Here is a 16190-nt window from a genome sequence, read left to right as displayed (position 1 = left end):
GCCGCGGAAGGTCCGGACCAAAGTGGGGCGGGTGGGTAGGGAAGGGACTCCTGGGGTCCGCGGGGTGGCTCTCGGCGATGTGGGCGGGCATCCTGCCAAAAGCCGCATCGATCTTTCAACCACCCGTCCACGGCGGGGCCCTGACAGCCGATCGCCGAGTTGGTCGCCAACTCCTCCGTGCTGTTCACTCCTTCGTGTGGCCGGGCGGGCGATGTGCGGCCCTCTTCCCAACTCACTGCGAGGGTCTGAGGCGGTACGGCGGCAGGCGCGCGCAAGCGGCGCGTACCGAGCAGCACGTACCAGGCACCAGACAACGAGCACGAGCAGCACACGTAAACAGGATTGCGAGCACCGGTGCAGAAGAAGCGGCCTCGGAAGAACGGCACCGTCGCGAACGGCACCGCACCCGACGGCACCGCACCCGACCGACGAGCCCCCGACGGCCCGGTCGCCGCGACCGCACCCGCAGGGCGCCGCGTCCGCGTGCGCCGTCGGCTGGTCATCGGGGTCGCCGTGGCCGGGCTCGCCGTGCTCGTGGCGGGAGCGCCCGCCGTCCTGTCCGCCTCGGCGGACCTGAAGGACTCCCAGGAACTGGTCACCCTCGCCGACCAGAGCCGGCAGACCCTCACCCTCGCCCACCTGCTCGGGGACGAGCGCGACGCCGTCACCGCGTACGTGGCCAAGGGCCGCCCCGGCGGCGCGCGGGGCGCGCAGGCCGCCGCGGTCCAGGAACGCACCGCGGGCACCGACCGCCAGCTCGCCGAGGTCCAGGCCGACGCGGACGAGGAACTCGCCCAGGCCCTCGGCCGGGTGGGCGCCGTCCGCACCGAGGCCATCGAGGGCAAGGGCAGCGCCCTCGCCGCCCACCAGGCCTACTCCGGCGTCATCGCGGAACTCCTCGCACCGAGCGGCCGGCTCGCCGAGCTGACCCCGCCGCGGGCCGCCGACGCCCTCGTCACCGCCCGGCCCCTTGCCGCCCTCGGCCAGGCCGTGGAGCAGGCCTCCGCCACCCGCGGACTGCTCCTCGCCGCGCTGTCCGTGCCCGGCGGCGACAAGCAGCCGGGCACCGCCTTCGTGGACGAACTCACCGCCGCCGCCCAGCGGGCCCGCGTACGGGAGCAGGGCGCGCTCGACGACTTCGCCCGGGCCGCGCGTCCCGACGTGCGCCAGAGCCTCACCGCCACCGTCACGGGACCCGAGGTCAAGACGGCCGACGACTACCTCAAGCGGCTCACCGACCGGCCCGCCCTGTCGCCCGCCGACCGCAAGCTCGACCCCGGCACCGTCGGACCGGCCCTCACCGCCCGCGTCGACCGGATGCGCTCGGTCGAGGCCACCCTCGCCGGCCAGCGCGCCACCGCGCTCGCCGCGCTGCGCGACGACGACGTGACCGCGCTGGAGGTCATGGTCGCCTTCCTCGGCGTCCTCTTCCTGCTCACCGTCGGCATCTCCACCGCCATCGCGCGCTCCCTCACCCGGCCGCTGTCGGTCCTGCGGCGCGGCGCGGCGCGGCTGGCCACGCCGGAGGGCTCGGTGGAACCGGTCCGGTTCACGGGCCGCAACGACGAGTTCGCCGAGGTGGTGCGCCACCTCAACGCGGTACGCGACCAGACGGTCTCCCTGCACACCCGGATCGCCGGACTCGACGCCGACCGGCGCCGCCTCATCGGCCGCAACGAGGCGCTCTCGGCCGGCCGGGAGGCGCTGGAGGAAGAGCTCGCGCAGCTGCGGGCGGGGCTGGAAGAGCACCGCCGCATCATGTCGACCACGTCCGTGTCCCTGTCCCTGCGGACCCTGGGGCTCGTCGAGCGCCAACTCGCCGTCATCGAGGAGCTGGAGTCCGAGGAGCCGGATCCGGACCGCCTCTCCACCCTCTTCAAGCTCGACCACCTGGCGACCGTGATGCGCCGCCACAACGAGAACCTGCTCGTCCTCGCCGGCCAGGAACACGGCCACGGGCAGGGCCTGCCGGTGCCGCTGGTCGACGTCATGCGGGCGGCGGTCAGCGAGATCGAGCGCTACGAGCGCGTCGACCTCGGGGTGCTGCCCTCGTACACGCAGGTCGCCGGGCACGCCGCCGACGACATCTCGCACGTACTGGCCGAGTTGCTGGAGAACGCGACGACCTTCTCGCCGCCCGACGCCAAGGTCAAGGTGTCCGGCTGGCTGCTGGACTCCGGCGACGTGGTGCTCTCCGTCGTCGACGAGGGCATCGGGATCACCGGGGACCGGCTGACGACCCTGAACGAGCGGCTGGCCACGCCGGACGCCTACGACGAGGAGCCCGAGTCGGAACACGGCCTGGGCCTCGGCCTGTACGTGGCCGGCCGGCTCGCGGCCCGGCACGGAGTGAGCGCGGAGCTGCGCACGCAGCGGCACGGCGGTACGGAGGCGCTGGTCGTCGTACCGGCGGCGCTGCTGCCCGCCACCCCGCCGGCCTCGCCGGTCCACACCCTGGGCGCACCGGGCGCACCGGGCGCACCCGCGCTGCACCTGCCCGGGGTGATCGCGGAGGCCAACGAGAACACCCTCCCCGCGCGCGTACGGGGCCTTGCCGCCCTCCCGCCCGAGGCCCCGGCGGAGCCCGGAGAGCCGGCCGTTCCCGAGGCTCCGGCGGCGCCCGAGCCCCAGGCCGCGGCCGCGGCACCGGCCGTGGACCCGGAACCCGCGTCGTTCCCGGAGCCGGAGGCCCAGGCCCAGGCCGCGCCCGCCCCGGAGTCCTTCCCGGAGCCGGAGCCCGCCTTCGAGCCCGCCCCCGCGGCCTTCCCCGAGCCGGAGCCCGCGCACGAGACCGCGCAGGCCTCCGCCGCGGAGCCGCCCGCGCGGGTGGCTCCGGAGCCCGCTCCGGCGGGGTTCGCGCCTCCGGCCGGGCAGCTGCCGCCCACGGAGCAGGTGTTCCGGGTCCCGGCGCCGGTCGAGGTGCCCGCCGAGCAGGTGTTCCGCGTACGGCCGCACGCCCAGGCCGCCGCCGAGGTGCCCGTAGAGCAGCCGGAGGCTCCCGCGGACGTGCCCGCCGAGCAGGTGTTCCGCGTACCGCCGCAGGCCGAGGCGCCCGCCGCGTACGAGGCCGAGCCGGAGGAGGTCCTCACCGACAAGGGGCTTCCCAAGCGGAGCCCCCGCGTGGTGAGCGCCGGTCGCGAGGAAGAGGTGCGCCCGGCGCCGGGCCGGGTGGACGCCGACGAGCTGCGCCGCCGGCTCGGCGGGTTCTACCGCGGAGCCCAGGACGGGCGACGCGTCGTGGAGGCCGAGCTCGCGCAGGATCCCCGGCTGGACCCCCGACAGGGCCCGCCGCAGGACCAGGGGCAGACCGACCGGGGGGACACCGCACAGGAGGCACGCACATGAACGCGTCCAGTACGTACGGACTGAGCTCCCAGGCCCGCAACCTTCAGTGGCTGCTGACCGACCTCGTCGAGGAGGTGCCCGGGGTCAACTCGGTGGCCGTCGTGTCCTCGGACGGGCTCCTCCTGCTGTCCTCCGATCCGGTGGCGCCCGACACACCGGCCGCCGCCCCCGCCCGCCCCCGCGGCCCCCGCGGCGCGTCCGCCGATCTCGCGACCATCGTCTCCGGCCTCGGCTCGCTCACCACGGGCGCCGCCGCCCTGATGGACGGCGGCTCGGTCAAGCAGACGATGGTGGCCATGGAGCACGGTTCCGTGTTCGTCATGTCCATCAGCGACGGATCGCTCCTCGGCGTGCACGCCACGCCGGACTGCGACATGAGCGTCGTCGCCTACCACATGGCCTTGTTCGTGGGCCGCGCCGGCCACGTCCTGACCCCCGAAGTCCGCAGTGAGCTGCGCCAGTCGATGGAGAACACCCCGTGAGGAGTCCGGCCTCCGACCGGCTGCCGATACGCGGCGCCGACCGCCGTCCCGCCCGTGTACGCCCGTACTCCCTGACGGGCGGCCGCACCCGCTTCACCCAGATCCTGCACGTCGAGACCTTCGTCGCGGCCCTGGACACCAAGGTGTCCGAGCCGCGCAAGCCCGACCGGATGCCGGAGATGCCGGCGATCGTCGAGGTCTGCCGCCGCATGCGGACGATCGCCGAGATCGCCGCATTGCTGAAGCTGCCGCTCGGCGTGGTCCGCGTCCTGGTCAGCGACCTCGCCGACCAGGGCAGGATCCGTGTCTACGGGACCGGCCACGGCAGCGGCCGTCCCGACCGCGCTCTGCTCGAAAGGGTGCTCAGTGGGCTCCGCCGTCTCTGAAACCGGCCTCTTCTCCTCCTCCGCGAACCCGGACGCCGATCCGGACGAGCCCGTACAGCCCTGGCAGTACGACCGCTCGCGCGCCCCCGTCGCCGTGAAGGTGCTGGTGGCGGGCGGTTTTGGGGTGGGCAAGACCACCTTCGTCGGTTCCGTCTCCGAGATCCGGCCGCTGCGCACCGAAGCGGTGATGACCGAGGCCGCCGCTCCGACCGACGACCTGTCCGGGACCCCGGACAAGCACACCACCACCGTCGCCATGGACTTCGGGCGCGTCACGCTCGACGACGACCTCGTCCTGTACGTGTACGGGACCCCCGGCCAGGAACGCTTCTGGTTCATGTGGGACGACCTGGTGCGCGGCGCCGTCGGCGGGATCGTCCTCGCGGACACGCGGCGGCTGCGCGACTGCTTCCCCGCCCTCGACTACTTCGAGAGCTGCGGGCTGCCGTACGCCGTGGCCGTCAACCACTTCGAGGGCACGCCTTCGTACGAACCGGAGGACGTGCGGGAGGCGCTGACCATACCGGCGCAGGTACCCGTCGTGATCATGGACGCGCGGCGCCGGGTGACGGTACTGGAATCCCTGATGACCCTCGTGGGCCACGCCCTCGACACGACCCCCGAATAGAGAACGTCCAGATGCGCAAGATACTCGTCGTCGGCGCCGGCCAGTCCGGTCTCCAGCTCGCCCTCGGACTCCAGGCGAAGGGGTACGAGGTCACCCTCATGTCCAACCGGACGGCGGACGAGATCCGCACCGGGCGGGTCATGTCCACCCAGTGCATGTTCGACACGGCGCTCCAGTACGAGCGGGACCTCCAGCTGAACTTCTGGGAGCAGCAGGCGCCGAAGATCGAGGGCCTGGGCGTCTCGGTCTCCGCCCCCGACGGCAGCCGCGCCGTCGACTGGCTCGGCAAGCTCAAGGGCTTCGCCCAGTCCGTCGACCAGCGCGTGAAGATGGCCGGCTGGCTCGACACCTTCGCGCAGCGCGGCGGGCAGCTGGTCATCCACGGCGCGTCCGTCTCCGACCTGGACTTCTTCTCCCGCACGTACGACCTGGTGCTGGTCGCGGCCGGCAAGGGCGAGCTGGTCTCGCTGTTCGGTCGGGACGCGGCCCGTTCCCCGTACGACGCCCCGCAGCGCGCGCTCGCCGTGTCGTACGTCCACGGGCTGGCGCCGCGCCCCGAGCACCCGGAGACGGAGGCCGTGCGCTGCAACCTGGTCCCGGGTGCCGGCGAGCTGTTCGTGATGCCGACGCTGACCACCTCCGGGCGGGCCGACATCCTGTTCTGGGAGGGGATCCCGGGCGGACCGCTGGACGTCTTCGGCGGGGTGAAGGACCCGGCGGACCACCTCGCCCTGACGCTGGAGCTGATGGAGAAGTTCACTCCCTGGGAGTACGCGCGGGCGACGAAGGTGGAGCTCACGGACGCGGGCGCCACGCTCGCCGGGCGGTACGCCCCCGTGGTCCGCAACCCCATCGGCCGGCTGCCCGGCGGCGGGCTGGTGCTGGGCGTGGCGGACGTGGTCGTCGCCAACGACCCGATCACCGGGCAGGGTTCCAACTCGGCGGCCAAGTGCGCGGCCTCGTACCTCTCCTCGATCCTCATGCACGGGGACAACCCGTTCGACGAGGCGTGGATGAAGGCGACCTTCGACAAGTACTGGTTCACCAGCGGCAAGCCCGCGACCCAGTGGACGAACGCCATGCTCGGCGTCCCGCCGGAGCACGTGCTGAACCTGATCGGTGCGGCCGGGCAGCTCCAGCCGGTGGCGGATCGATTCGCCAACGGCTTCGACAACCCGGCCGACTTCGACGCGTACTTCTACGACCCCGAGGACGCGGCGGACTACCTGGCGGACGTGGCGGGAGCCTCGGCCTCCGAGTAACCCGCATCGTCCCCCGCCGACGCGGCCTCGGGCAGCGGCGGCGGGGCGAAGGCGCGCAGCGGCGCCCCGTCGGGGTCCGGCCGTACCGCGCCGAGCAGCGGATTCGCGGCGATCGGCGAGACCTTCACCTTCGCGCCCGGGCGGGGCGCCTGGATGACCTTGCCGTCGCCGACGTACAGGGCCACGTGGGTGGCGGTCGGGAAGTACACCACCAGGTCGCCCGGGCGCAGTTCGTCGAGCGGCACCCGGGGCAGCCGGGCCCACTGCTCCTGGCTGGTCCGGGGGATCTCGCGGCCCGCGTGCGCCCAGGCCTGCGAGGTCAGCCCGGAGCAGTCGAAGGAGGCCGGACCCTCGGCGCCCCACACGTACGGCTTCCCGATCTGGGCGGCCGCGTACGTGAGGGCCGTGCCGCCGGCCGCGGTGGGGTTGCGGAGCTGCGCGCCGGGGCTCCCCAGCTTCCCCGAACCGATCAGCTCCCGCTGCGCCGTGGCGGTGTCCTCGGCTTCCCGCGCATCGAGCTCGGTGAGCTGGGCGGGGCTGAGCGAGGCCAGCAGCCGCTCGACCTCCTTGAGCTGAGTGGCGGCCTCCTCCTTGCGCTCCTTGGTGTCGGCGGCGAGCTTCAGCTCGGAGTCCAGGGCCTTGCGGGCGGCGGTGGCGAGGCTGTCGGCGTGCTTCTCGCCCCGGGCGAGCCGCTCCAGCGCGGCGGCCCGCCGGGCACCCTCGCGCTCCGCGACCCGGCGCTGCTCCAGGGCCCCTTGGGGGTCCCCGGCGAACAGCATCCGGGCGTACGGGGAGAACCCGCGGCCCCCCTTGTACTGCTCGCGCGCCAGCCGGCCCGTGGTGGTCTGGGCGTCGGTGACGGCGGTACGGGCCCTGCCGAGCTCGGTGCTGAGCCGGCTCTCCTCGCGCTTCCGGGCGGTGAGGGCGGCCTCGGCGGCGTTGTAGGCCTCGGTGGCCTGCTCGGCGCGCTGGTAGAGGCCCTGGAGGCGGGTGAGGAGGACACCGACGGGTTCGGTGGGGGCGGCGGGGGTGCCGGGGGTGCCGGGGGCCGTGGGGGCCGCGGGGGCGTCCGGCGCCGCGGGTGTCTCCGGTGCTGCGGGGGCGGCGGGCTCGGCGTGGGTGACGGGGAGCGGGCCGGCCGTGACGAGGGCTGCGGCGAGGCATGCGGCGCGAAGCAGCCGACGTCTGCGTCGTCGTGACATGGGGTCACCTCCTGGCGGCCGATGCTGCCATGTGCGGTATGACAAATCGCCCACCCGGGGCGGCCGTGCCGCTCCGCTCACCCGGTCGGCGTACGTCCGCCGGCCGGACCCGATGAAACGCTTGATGCGGCTTTCGCCAAGTACGGGGTGAGGGGCCGACGGGGCCCCGCCTACCAGGGGAGGGACCGGGGTGAACAGCGCACACGAGGACGGCGCGGGGGCGCGCGGCGCGCGGGCGGGGAGCAGGGGGAAGGACTCCGGATGGGCGGGGGCCGGGCCACCGGACCTCCGGACGCCGGAGGGGTTCGGCGCGTTCTACGAGGAGCACATCGACGCCGTGCTCGGGTTCGTCACACGGCGGGTCACCGACCCGCACGTGGCGGCGGACCTCACGGCCGACATCTTCCTCGCCGCGCTGAAGGACGCGGCCGGCTATCGGCCCGACAGGGGAGTGCCGATCGCCTGGCTCTACGGCATCGCCCGCAACGTTCTGGCGAGCCACGCCCGTGCGGGCGCCCGCGAGCGCGGAGCGCTGCAGCGGCTCAGCGGCCGGAGGCTGCTCGACGACCAGGACGTGGCGGCCCTGGAGGAGCGGATAGACGCACAGCGGGCCTTCCGCGACCTGGCCGAGCGGCATGCCGCCCTGTCGGAGCCGCTGCGGGCCGCGCTCGACCTGGTGGTGGTCGACGGCCTCACCCCGGCCGAGGCCGCCCAGGCCCTCGGAGTCACCCAGGCCACCATCCGGGTCCGCCTGCACCGCGCCCGGCGCGCGCTGCGGACCCCGGCGGATTCCGCCGCTTCCGTCCCCGCCCCGGCGCAGCAGTTGGAGGTAGCGCGATGAGCACCAGACCGACCGCGTTCGAGGAGCGCCTGAAGGCGGAGCTCGTGGCGATAGCCGCCGACCGGGCACAGCTCGACGGCCGCGCCGACTTCGCCGTCCGCTCGCCTGCCCGGCGGTTGCGGATACCCCTCGCCATCGGGCTGGCGGCGACGGCGGCCGCCGGCCTGATCGCCCTCCCGGTGGTGGGGGACCAGGGAGGCACGTCCGCCGCGTACGCGCTGAGCAAGAGCGATGACGGCACCATCGTCGTCCGTCTGTTCAACCCCGAGGGAATCAGTGGTGTGGAGCGGGAACTCCGTGAGTTGGGCGTTCCCGTCGCGGTGGTTCCCCAGAAGCCGGTGGCGGAGTGCTCCGAGCCGGGCGGTGGAGCCGATGGGCCAGTGGGTCACGTCGTTGACGAGAACGGCGTGACCGTGTCCGTATCCGACGAGCAGCTCTTCGGCTTCACCAGGGACGGGGAGCTCGTGCTGACGGTCAATGAGAGGACGCTCCCCGCAGGGCACGTCGTTCTGCTCATGAAACCCATCAAGCCCCTCCTCAAGTGGGTGAGCGCCGCCTCGATAGCCCCGGAGCGGGTGCCGTCCTGCATAGCCATGTACCCCGGCGGTGATGAGGAGGCCCCGACCGGACCCGTCGTCGTACCTCAAGGGCCGCCGATGACATGGAGCTGGGAGGAGGGCGACACCCGGACGGGGGCGAACGCGGACTCCGCGAAGTAGCAGACAGGGGCGGCTCCCGGTCCGGGTCAGCCGGCCAGCAGGCGGGCCTTGGCCGCCGAGAACTCCTCCGGGGTCAGCAGGCCTTCGCGGGCCAGGGCGGCCAGCTGGGTCAGGCGGTCCGTCAGATCGGCTCCGGGGGAGACCGGTCCGGGGGCCGCCGGGCCGGCGTGCGGAGCGGGGCGGTCGGCTGCGGGCTCCCGGCGGGCGGAGGGGGCCGCCGGGGGCGAGGGGGCCTGGCCGGGACGCGTGGTCGGGGTCGCGTCGGTGGACGTGGCCGGGGCTGCGGACGGGGCCGTGCCGTCCTGGGGCTGGGGGGCCGCAACCGCCGCCGGGTGCTGGGCCGCGTCCCAGACGTAGGCCCCGCGCGCCAGGATTCCGCGCAGCAGGGGGTGGCCCGAGGGGCGCTGGGAGGGGTTCACGACGGAGCCGATGGGGCGGATGAACATCAGGCCGCCCCCAGCCGGTCGGCCGGGAGGCGGACGGCTCCCGCGATCCGGCCGCCCGCCGCGCGGACGGCGATGGCGGCATCCTCGGCCCATACGTGCTCGACGACCAGCAGGAGGGCGCAGCTGCCGCGGTCCATCAGTTCGGCCGATTCCCTGACGTCCTCGGGGCCGATCAGCGGGGCCGCCTCCCGGTGGGCGAGCAGGCCCCGGAGTTCGACGAACTCGTCGAACTCCGCCGACAGCACCTCGCCACCGGCGGTCTTGGTGGCCACCAGCCCGTCGATGAGCCGCACGACCCCGGCCTTGCGCAGCCCCATCACCGCCTCGACCGCCGCGACCCGCAGCTGTTCTTCCGGAAAGGCCAGGACGATGAACTCCGCAGGTCCCATGGAAGGAGACTCCTGATCCGCTGATGCGCTACTTCGCTTCCGACCGGTTCTGACGACTCTTCGGCACACTATGACATAAGCGGACATACGGCCCTGCTCCTTGCTACGTTTCCCCGTATGACCGCTCTGACGGCGAAGGTGACGGAACCCGCCCCGCCACCGCCACCCGACGCCCGTGCGCCCAAGCGTCGTGGAGTCGAGCTGTCGCTGCTCTTCGGCGCCGTCCTGATCGCCGTCCTCGGCCACCTCTACGTGGGGCTCGCCACCACCGGCCACATCCCCGCACCCGCCGCCCACTACGCCGCCGGCCTCGCCGTGGCCGCGCTCGTCGCCCACCTCGCCGTCCGCCTGTTCGCCCCGTACGCCGATCCGCTGCTGCTCCCGATCGCCGTCCTGCTCAACGGCCTCGGCCTCGTCCTCATCCAGCGCCTCGACGTCACCACCCCCGGCCGTGCCACCGCCGGTGAGCAACTGCGCTGGTCAGCCCTCGGGGTGGTGCTCTTCGTGCTCGCCGTCGCGCTGCTGCGCGACCACCGGGTGCTGCAGAAGTACGCCTACCTGTCCGTCGCCGTCGCCCTCGCCCTGATGCTGGTGCCCGTCTTCTTCCCGGCCGTGAACGGTGCGCACATCTGGATCCGGTTCGCCGGGCTCTCCTTCCAGCCGGGGGAGTTCGCCAAGATCCTGCTCGCCGTGTTCTTCGCCTCCTACCTCGCCGCGAACCGCACCGCCCTGGCCCTCACCGGGCGCACCCTCTTCTGGAAGCTGAGGCTGCTTCCCGGCCGGGTCCTCGGCCCGATCCTGGCCATCTGGCTGCTCTCGGTCGGCGTGCTCGTCCTGGAGCGTGACCTCGGGACCTCGCTGCTGTTCTTCGGCCTCTTCGTGATCATGCTGTTCACGGCCACCGGCCGGATCGGCTGGATCGCCATCGGGCTGCTGCTCGCGGCCGTGGGTGCGTACGCCGTCGGGACGTTCGAGCCGCACGTGAACAGCCGTGTGGACGACTGGCTGAATCCTTTCGCCTCCATCGAGCGCGGCGACGGCCCCGGCCAGCTCGCCCAGTCGCTCTTCGCCTTCGGGGCCGGTGGGCTGCTCGGCGCCGGGCTCGGCCACGGCCAGTCCTTCCTCATCGGCTTCGCCGCCAAATCCGACTTCATCCTCGCCACCGCCGGGGAGGAGCTCGGCCTCGTCGGCCTCACCGCGATCCTGCTCCTCTACGGACTCCTCGTCGCCCGCGGTTTCCGCGCCGGGCTGGCGCTGCGCGACCCCTTCGGGCGGCTCCTCGCCACCGGACTCGCCTCGATCGTCGCGCTCCAGGTGTTCGTCATCGCCGGCGGAGTCACCGGCCTGATCCCGCTGACCGGCATGGCCATGCCCTTCCTCGCCCAGGGCGGTTCCTCCGTGGTCACCAACTGGATCATCGTCGCCCTGCTCATCCGGCTCAGCGACAGCGCCCGCAGGCCCGGACCGGCCGAGGAGGCCGACGCGTGATCCGCTACATCCGCTGGTGCGCGTACTTCTGCGCCCTGCTGCTCGTCGCCCTGCTGGTCAACGTCGGCCGCGTACAGGTCTGGGAGGCCGCGGGCTACGGCGCGAACCCGGCCAACAAACGCCCCGCCATCGAGCGGTACGCGGAACCGCGCGGGGACATCACCGTCGACGGCCGTCCCGTCACCGGCTCCCGGGACAGCCGCCAACTGCTGCGCTACGAGCGCACGTACAAGAACGGACCGCTCTACGCGCCCGTCACCGGCTTCGCCTCGCAGACCTACGGGACCAGCTTCCTGGAACGCGCCGAGGACCCGGTCCTCTCCGGCACCGACCCCGGGCTGTCCGCCTTCCCGCTCTGGTACGAGCTCTCGCGCGGCCGCCCCGGCGGCGGCGACGCCGCCACCACCATCCGGGCGAACATGCAGCTGGCCGCGTACACCGGGCTCGCGGGCAAGCGGGGCGCGGTCGCCGCCGTGGAGCCGGCCACGGGCAAGATCCTCGCGCTGGTCAGCAGCCCCTCCTACGACCCGGCGGTGCTCTCCGGCACCGGGCCGAAGGTCAAGGAGGCCTGGGAGAAGCTCAATGCGGACCCCGCCAAGCCGATGCTCAACCGCGCACTGCGCGAGACGTACCCGCCCGGCTCCACGTTCAAGATCGTGACGGCGGCCGCCGCCCTCGACGCGGGAGTGGTCACCGACGTGGACGCGCCGACCGAGACCCCGGACCCGTACCCGCTGCCGGGCACCAGCACCCTGCTGCCGAACGCCGGCACGGGCTGCGCCGACGCCTCGATGGCGGACGCGGTGCAGTGGTCGTGCAACACGGTGATGGCGAAGATCGGCGTACAGGTCGGGCTGCGCGGGATGACGGAGGCGGCGCGGCGGTTCGGCTTCAACGACGCGGGGCTGCGGGTGCCGGCCTGGGTGTCGCGGTCCAACTTCGACACCGACATGAGCCCCGACCAGCTGGCCCTGTCCTCGATCGGCCAGTTCAACACCAAGGCCACCCCGCTGCAGATGGCGATGGTGGCGGCGGCCGTCGCCAACGGCGGGGAGCTCAAGGCCCCCTATCTGGTGGACCGCACGACCCAGGACGACGGCGACCCGGTCCGCCGCGCCGACCAGCGCAGTCTGGGCCGGGCCATGACCCCGCTGACCGCGATGCGGATGCAGGAGCTCATGGTGAAGGTGGTGGAGCACGGCACCGGCCGCAACGCTGCGATCCCCGGCGCCGTGGTGGGCGGCAAGACCGGCACGGCCCAGCACGGCGTCGGCAACGCGGGTACCCCGTACGCCTGGTTCATCTCCTGGGCCAAGCCGGAGGGCGGACGGCCGCCGGCCGTGGCGGTCGCGGTGGTCGTCGAGGACGCGTCGGCCGTCCGCGGGGACATCAGCGGCAACGGCGCGGCCGCGCCGATCGCCCGGGCGGTGATGGAGGCGGCACTGTCGGCCCGATGACGTTCACCCTGCGCACGGGATTCCCGCCGGAGGGCGCGTCGTAGGAGCCGCATCGCGGGAGCCGCGCCGCCCGGGCCGGCGCTCCCGCCCGACGGGATCCCGCCCGAGCGGTTCCGGACACCCCCTACGCGCCCGCGCCCTCCGTGATGGCCTCCGCGACCTCCGCCACCCGCTGCTCCTCCTCGGCCGCGAACCGCTCCCGGTCGAGGGCCTCGGCGATCTCCTCGTCCTGGCTCATCAGCAGGTCCAGGTTGGAGTTCCCCATCTCGAAGACGCCCATGTCCAGGTACGCCTTCTGCAGCCGCTCGCCCCACAGCCCGATGTCCTTCACGCACGGCACGATCCGGCTGAAGAGCAGCTTGCGGAAGAGCGCCAGGAACTCCGACCGCTCGCTGAACTCCTCCGCCTCGACGCGCGAGATGCCGAAGTTCTCCAGCACCTCCACCCCGCGCAGCCGGTCCCGCATCAGGTAGCAGCCCTCGATCACGAACTCCTCGCGCTCGCGCAGCTCGGCGTCCGACAACTGCTTGTAGTAGTCGCGCAGGGCCATCCGCCCGAAGGCCACGTGCCGGGCCTCGTCCTGCATCACGTAGGCCAGGATCTGCTTGGGCAGCGGCTTGTTCGTGGTGTCGCGGATCATCCCGAAGGCGGCCAGCGCCAGCCCCTCGATGAGCACCTGCATGCCCAGGTAGGGCATGTCCCAGCGGGAGTCGCGCAGGGTGTCGCCGAGCAGCCCTTGAAGGCTGTCGTTGATCGGGTAGAGCATCCCGATCTTCTCGTGCAGGAACCGTCCGAAGATCTCCGCGTGCCGGGCCTCGTCCATGGTCTGCGTGGCGGAGTAGAACTTCGCGTCGAGGTCCGGCACCGACTCGACGATGCGCGCCGCGCACACCATCGCGCCCTGCTCGCCGTGCAGGAACTGGCTGAAGTTCCATGCGCTGTAGTGCCGGCGCAGCTCGCCCCGGTCCCGTTCCGTGAGCTTGGCCCAGTGCCGGGTGCCGTGCAGCGGAAGCGCCTCGTCCGGGGTGCCCAGGGGATCGTACGGATCCACCTCGATGTCCCAGTCGATGCGCTTGGCGCCGTCCCACTGTTTGTCCTTGCCCTTCTGGTACAGGGCCAGCAGCCGCTCGCGGCCGCCGTCGTACTCCCAGCTGAAACGGGCATTCCCGGATGCGGGGACCGGCCAGACGGTCTCGCCCGGATCGTTGGTGTAGAGCTCGTGCGTCGACACTGACGCCCCCTCGCCTCACGTAGCCGCGTACTTCCGTACAGGGCCGGACAGTTGGCAGCGTCACACGTTGGTAGACGCGCGGTCAACAAGTCGTGCGCGAGGGATTGACGGTCTTGCTGACAGGCAGTCTCATAAGAAGTGACCGCCGGTAACTCGACGCAGAGGTGTCCGAAGCCATGACCACCGTGACCGAACGAGCCGAGCTGCGCGACGCCCTCGGCCTGCTCAAGGACCGCGAGCAGATCGCCGAGCGGCTGCTCGAATCCTCGGCGAAGCACTCCTTCGACCCGGACAAGGAACTCGACTGGGACGCCCCGCCCATCGACGGCAAGTACTACTGGCCGCCCGAGCTGCTCTCCCTCTTCGACACCCCGCTCTGGAAGAAGATGGGCGAGGAGCAGCGCATCGAACTCTCCCGCCACGAGGCGGCGGCGCTCGGCTCGCTCGGCATCTGGTTCGAGATCATCCTCATGCAGCTCCTGGTCCGGCACGTCTACGACAAGTCCCTGACCAGCAACCACGTCCGGTACGCGCTCACCGAGATCGCCGACGAGTGCCGGCACTCGATGATGTTCGCCCGCATGATCAAAACGGGCGGCGCCCCCGAGTACCCGGTCTCCCGCGCCAACCACAACCTCGCCCGCGTCCTGAAGACGGTCTCCACCACCCCCGGATCCTTCGCCTGCACCCTGCTCGGCGAGGAGGTCCTCGACTGGATGCAGCGCCTGACCTTCCCGGACGAGCGCATCCAGCCCCTCGTCCGCGGCGTCACCCGCATCCACGTCATCGAAGAGGCGCGCCACGTCCGCTACGCCCGCGAGGAACTGCGCCGCCAGATGCTCACCGCCCCGCGCTGGGAGCAGGAACTCACCCGCGTGAGCTGCGGCCAGGCCGCCCGCGTCTTCTCGCAGGCCTTCGTGAACCCCCAGGTCTACGACAACATCGGCCTCGACCGGCGCGAGGCGCTCGCCCAGGTCAAGGCGAGCGGCCACCGCCGGGAGGTCATGCAGACCGGAGCCAAGCGGCTCACCGACTTCCTGGACGACATAGGCGTGATGCGCGGAGTCGGCCGCAAGCTCTGGAAGAGCTCGGGGCTCCTCGCCTGAACACTCCTCACCTCGGGGCCTGTCGTCAAACTCGCGCCTGCCTCGCGACTTCGGGCGACGACGGGAGTTTGACGACAGGCCCCAGGGCCACGGGGTGCGGCTACCCTGCGGACATGACAGCCGTACGGGCGTACCGCAGGATGAGCGTCGAGGAGCGCCGGGCCCAGCTCCTCGACGCGGCCCTGACGTTGTTCGCACACCGGGCGCCGGAGGAGGTCTCGCTGGACGACGTGGCCGAGGCCGCCGGTGTCTCGCGCCCCCTCGTCTACCGCTACTTCCCCGGCGGGAAACAGCAGCTCTACGAGGCCGCCCTGCGCTCCGCCGCCGACGTCCTGCGGCTCTGCTTCGCCGAACCCCAGGCCGGCCCCCTGACCCAGCGGCTCTCCCGGGCCCTGGACCGGTACCTCGCCTTCGTCGACGAACACGACGCCGGCTTCTCCGCCCTCCTCCAGGGCGGCAGCGTGGTCGAAACCTCCCGCACCACCGCGACCGTCGACGGCATCCGCCGGGCGGCCGCCGAGGCGATCCTCTTCCACCTCGGGGTGCCGGCCCCCGGCCCGCGCCTGCGCATGATGGTGCGCACCTGGATCACGGCGGTCGAGGCCGCCTCGCTGATCTGGATCGACGAGGGCAAGCAGCCGGAGATCGACTCGCTCCGGGACTGGCTGGTGGACCAGTTCATCGCCCTCCTCACGGCCACGGCCGCGACCGACCCGGAGACGGCCGCGGCGGCCCGCGCCGCGCTCGCGCTCGAATCGGCGGACGGACCGGTGGGGGTACTGGCCCGCCGGGTGATCCCCGTGGTCTCCGAGGCGGCGCACCTGCTGTGACCCCTGAACGGCTGTGACCCCTGAACGGCTGTGATTTCCGGATTGCTGTGAGACTGGAGGGGTGAGAAGCCAACCCACCCCCTTCGAGGGCGGCCCGATGGACGGCCGGACCCTCCCGATCCTCCTCGGCCCGACCGGCCACCCGTCGAGGTGGTACGAGATCCCGGTCCCGGCCCCGGACGGCGGCGCCCCCACGGTGCTGCTCTACGAGAGGGTCCCGGCGGGGTACTCCAAGCGCCTCGGCCTCCAGCGGGGCTGGAAGTACGTCTACGCCCCGGGCGGCCAGAAGCCGAAGCTCCGCTGGCCCTGGACGAAGCCGACCCCGCCGGCCCCGCCGGGGGAGTGACGGCCGGGGTCACCTCACGGCAGGCGGCCGTC

At 72.8% G+C, this 16190-nt stretch carries 16 protein-coding genes; 12 read left to right on the top strand and 4 right to left on the bottom strand.

Annotated features, from left to right (window positions below):
* The first annotated feature begins 354 nt into the window (after positions 1-354).
* From ACE1OC_RS13645 to ACE1OC_RS13625, 5 genes are read left to right on the top strand one after another with little or no spacing between them, the layout of a single operon-like run.
* Entirely contained in the window at positions 355-3345 is a 2991-nt protein-coding gene (locus ACE1OC_RS13645; protein ID WP_407837239.1) for a nitrate- and nitrite sensing domain-containing protein, read from the top strand.
* On the top strand, positions 3342-3827 hold the full coding sequence (locus ACE1OC_RS13640) for a roadblock/LC7 domain-containing protein (RefSeq protein WP_407837238.1): 486 nt from the start codon (positions 3342-3344) through the stop codon (positions 3825-3827). Before ACE1OC_RS13645 ends, ACE1OC_RS13640 begins: the two co-directional genes overlap by 4 nt.
* The gene (locus tag ACE1OC_RS13635; RefSeq protein WP_243336179.1) at positions 3824-4213 is read left to right on the top strand and encodes a DUF742 domain-containing protein; all 390 of its coding nucleotides are present in this window, start codon (positions 3824-3826) and stop codon (positions 4211-4213) included. The genes ACE1OC_RS13640 and ACE1OC_RS13635 overlap by 4 nt, the downstream gene beginning before the upstream one ends.
* A complete protein-coding gene (locus ACE1OC_RS13630) occupies positions 4194-4841 on the top strand; it encodes a GTP-binding protein (protein WP_407837237.1) in 648 nt (215 codons plus the stop codon). The genes ACE1OC_RS13635 and ACE1OC_RS13630 overlap by 20 nt, the downstream gene beginning before the upstream one ends.
* An 11-nt stretch (positions 4842-4852) precedes the next feature.
* Entirely contained in the window at positions 4853-6103 is a 1251-nt protein-coding gene (locus ACE1OC_RS13625) for a styrene monooxygenase/indole monooxygenase family protein (RefSeq protein WP_407837236.1), read from the top strand.
* On the opposite strand, the gene ACE1OC_RS13620 is transcribed toward ACE1OC_RS13625, so the two are convergent.
* Positions 6064-7305: a C40 family peptidase gene (locus tag ACE1OC_RS13620; RefSeq protein WP_407837235.1), complete on the bottom strand. Its 1242-nt coding sequence runs from the start codon at positions 7303-7305 to the stop codon at positions 6064-6066. The genes ACE1OC_RS13625 and ACE1OC_RS13620 overlap by 40 nt on opposite strands.
* A 190-nt stretch (positions 7306-7495) precedes the next feature.
* On the opposite strand from ACE1OC_RS13620, the gene ACE1OC_RS13615 reads away from it, so the two are divergent.
* Entirely contained in the window at positions 7496-8146 is a 651-nt protein-coding gene (locus ACE1OC_RS13615) for an RNA polymerase sigma factor (RefSeq protein WP_407837234.1), read from the top strand.
* Complete coding sequence (locus tag ACE1OC_RS13610) at positions 8143-8865, top strand: hypothetical protein (RefSeq protein ID WP_407837233.1); 723 nt, start codon at positions 8143-8145, stop codon at positions 8863-8865. The genes ACE1OC_RS13615 and ACE1OC_RS13610 overlap by 4 nt, the downstream gene beginning before the upstream one ends.
* Before the next feature lie 26 nt (positions 8866-8891).
* On the opposite strand, the gene ACE1OC_RS13605 is transcribed toward ACE1OC_RS13610, so the two are convergent.
* Both ACE1OC_RS13605 and ACE1OC_RS13600 read right to left on the bottom strand, forming a co-directional pair.
* Entirely contained in the window at positions 8892-9311 is a 420-nt protein-coding gene (locus tag ACE1OC_RS13605) for an SHOCT domain-containing protein (RefSeq protein WP_407837232.1), read from the bottom strand.
* A complete protein-coding gene (locus tag ACE1OC_RS13600) occupies positions 9311-9700 on the bottom strand; it encodes a DUF6325 family protein (RefSeq protein WP_407837231.1) in 390 nt (129 codons plus the stop codon). Before ACE1OC_RS13600 ends, ACE1OC_RS13605 begins: the two co-directional genes overlap by 1 nt.
* Positions 9701-9817: 117 nt before the next feature.
* Between ACE1OC_RS13600 and ACE1OC_RS13595 the strand changes: the two genes are divergently transcribed.
* Complete coding sequence (locus ACE1OC_RS13595; protein ID WP_407837230.1) at positions 9818-11188, top strand: FtsW/RodA/SpoVE family cell cycle protein; 1371 nt, start codon at positions 9818-9820, stop codon at positions 11186-11188.
* The gene (locus tag ACE1OC_RS13590; protein ID WP_407837229.1) at positions 11185-12645 is read left to right on the top strand and encodes a penicillin-binding transpeptidase domain-containing protein; all 1461 of its coding nucleotides are present in this window, start codon (positions 11185-11187) and stop codon (positions 12643-12645) included. The genes ACE1OC_RS13595 and ACE1OC_RS13590 overlap by 4 nt, the downstream gene beginning before the upstream one ends.
* Before the next feature lie 124 nt (positions 12646-12769).
* On the opposite strand, the gene ACE1OC_RS13585 is transcribed toward ACE1OC_RS13590, so the two are convergent.
* Positions 12770-13876, bottom strand: a complete 1107-nt coding sequence (locus ACE1OC_RS13585; RefSeq protein WP_407837228.1) for a ferritin-like domain-containing protein — start codon at positions 13874-13876, stop codon at positions 12770-12772.
* A 176-nt stretch (positions 13877-14052) separates the two neighbouring features.
* Between ACE1OC_RS13585 and ACE1OC_RS13580 the strand changes: the two genes are divergently transcribed.
* From ACE1OC_RS13580 to ACE1OC_RS13570, 3 genes are all read left to right on the top strand, one after another.
* The gene (locus ACE1OC_RS13580; RefSeq protein WP_266955211.1) at positions 14053-14982 is read left to right on the top strand and encodes an AurF N-oxygenase family protein; all 930 of its coding nucleotides are present in this window, start codon (positions 14053-14055) and stop codon (positions 14980-14982) included.
* Between the two features lie 113 nt (positions 14983-15095).
* Positions 15096-15812 (top strand): TetR/AcrR family transcriptional regulator, encoded by a 717-nt coding sequence (locus ACE1OC_RS13575; protein WP_382970522.1) that lies wholly within the window; start codon positions 15096-15098, stop codon positions 15810-15812.
* Between the two features lie 61 nt (positions 15813-15873).
* Entirely contained in the window at positions 15874-16158 is a 285-nt protein-coding gene (locus tag ACE1OC_RS13570) for a hypothetical protein (protein ID WP_407837227.1), read from the top strand.
* Positions 16159-16190 lie beyond the last annotated feature (32 nt).

The sequence above is a fragment of the Streptomyces stoeckheimensis genome (genome assembly GCF_045822005.1).
GTDB classification, from domain to species: domain Bacteria; phylum Actinomycetota; class Actinomycetes; order Streptomycetales; family Streptomycetaceae; genus Streptomyces; species Streptomyces stoeckheimensis.
The sequence above is the reverse complement of the archived record's forward strand: the minus strand, read 5'-3'. Positions and strand labels throughout refer to the sequence as shown.

What these genes read in the sequence shown, in the direction of transcription:
- ACE1OC_RS13640 (WP_407837238.1), top strand. Translation starts at nt 3,342, where the DNA reads ATGAACGCGTCCAGTACGTACGGACTGAGCTCCCAGGCCCGCAACCTT.
- ACE1OC_RS13625 (WP_407837236.1), top strand. Translation starts at nt 4,853, where the DNA reads ATGCGCAAGATACTCGTCGTCGGCGCCGGCCAGTCCGGTCTCCAGCTC.
- ACE1OC_RS13620 (WP_407837235.1), bottom strand. Translation starts at nt 7,305, where the DNA reads ATGTCACGACGACGCAGACGTCGGCTGCTTCGCGCCGCATGCCTCGCC.
- ACE1OC_RS13610 (WP_407837233.1), top strand. Translation starts at nt 8,143, where the DNA reads ATGAGCACCAGACCGACCGCGTTCGAGGAGCGCCTGAAGGCGGAGCTC.
- ACE1OC_RS13605 (WP_407837232.1), bottom strand. Translation starts at nt 9,311, where the DNA reads ATGTTCATCCGCCCCATCGGCTCCGTCGTGAACCCCTCCCAGCGCCCC.
- ACE1OC_RS13600 (WP_407837231.1), bottom strand. Translation starts at nt 9,700, where the DNA reads ATGGGACCTGCGGAGTTCATCGTCCTGGCCTTTCCGGAAGAACAGCTG.
- ACE1OC_RS13595 (WP_407837230.1), top strand. Translation starts at nt 9,818, where the DNA reads ATGACCGCTCTGACGGCGAAGGTGACGGAACCCGCCCCGCCACCGCCA.
- ACE1OC_RS13580 (WP_266955211.1), top strand. Translation starts at nt 14,053, where the DNA reads ATGACCACCGTGACCGAACGAGCCGAGCTGCGCGACGCCCTCGGCCTG.
- ACE1OC_RS13575 (WP_382970522.1), top strand. Translation starts at nt 15,096, where the DNA reads ATGACAGCCGTACGGGCGTACCGCAGGATGAGCGTCGAGGAGCGCCGG.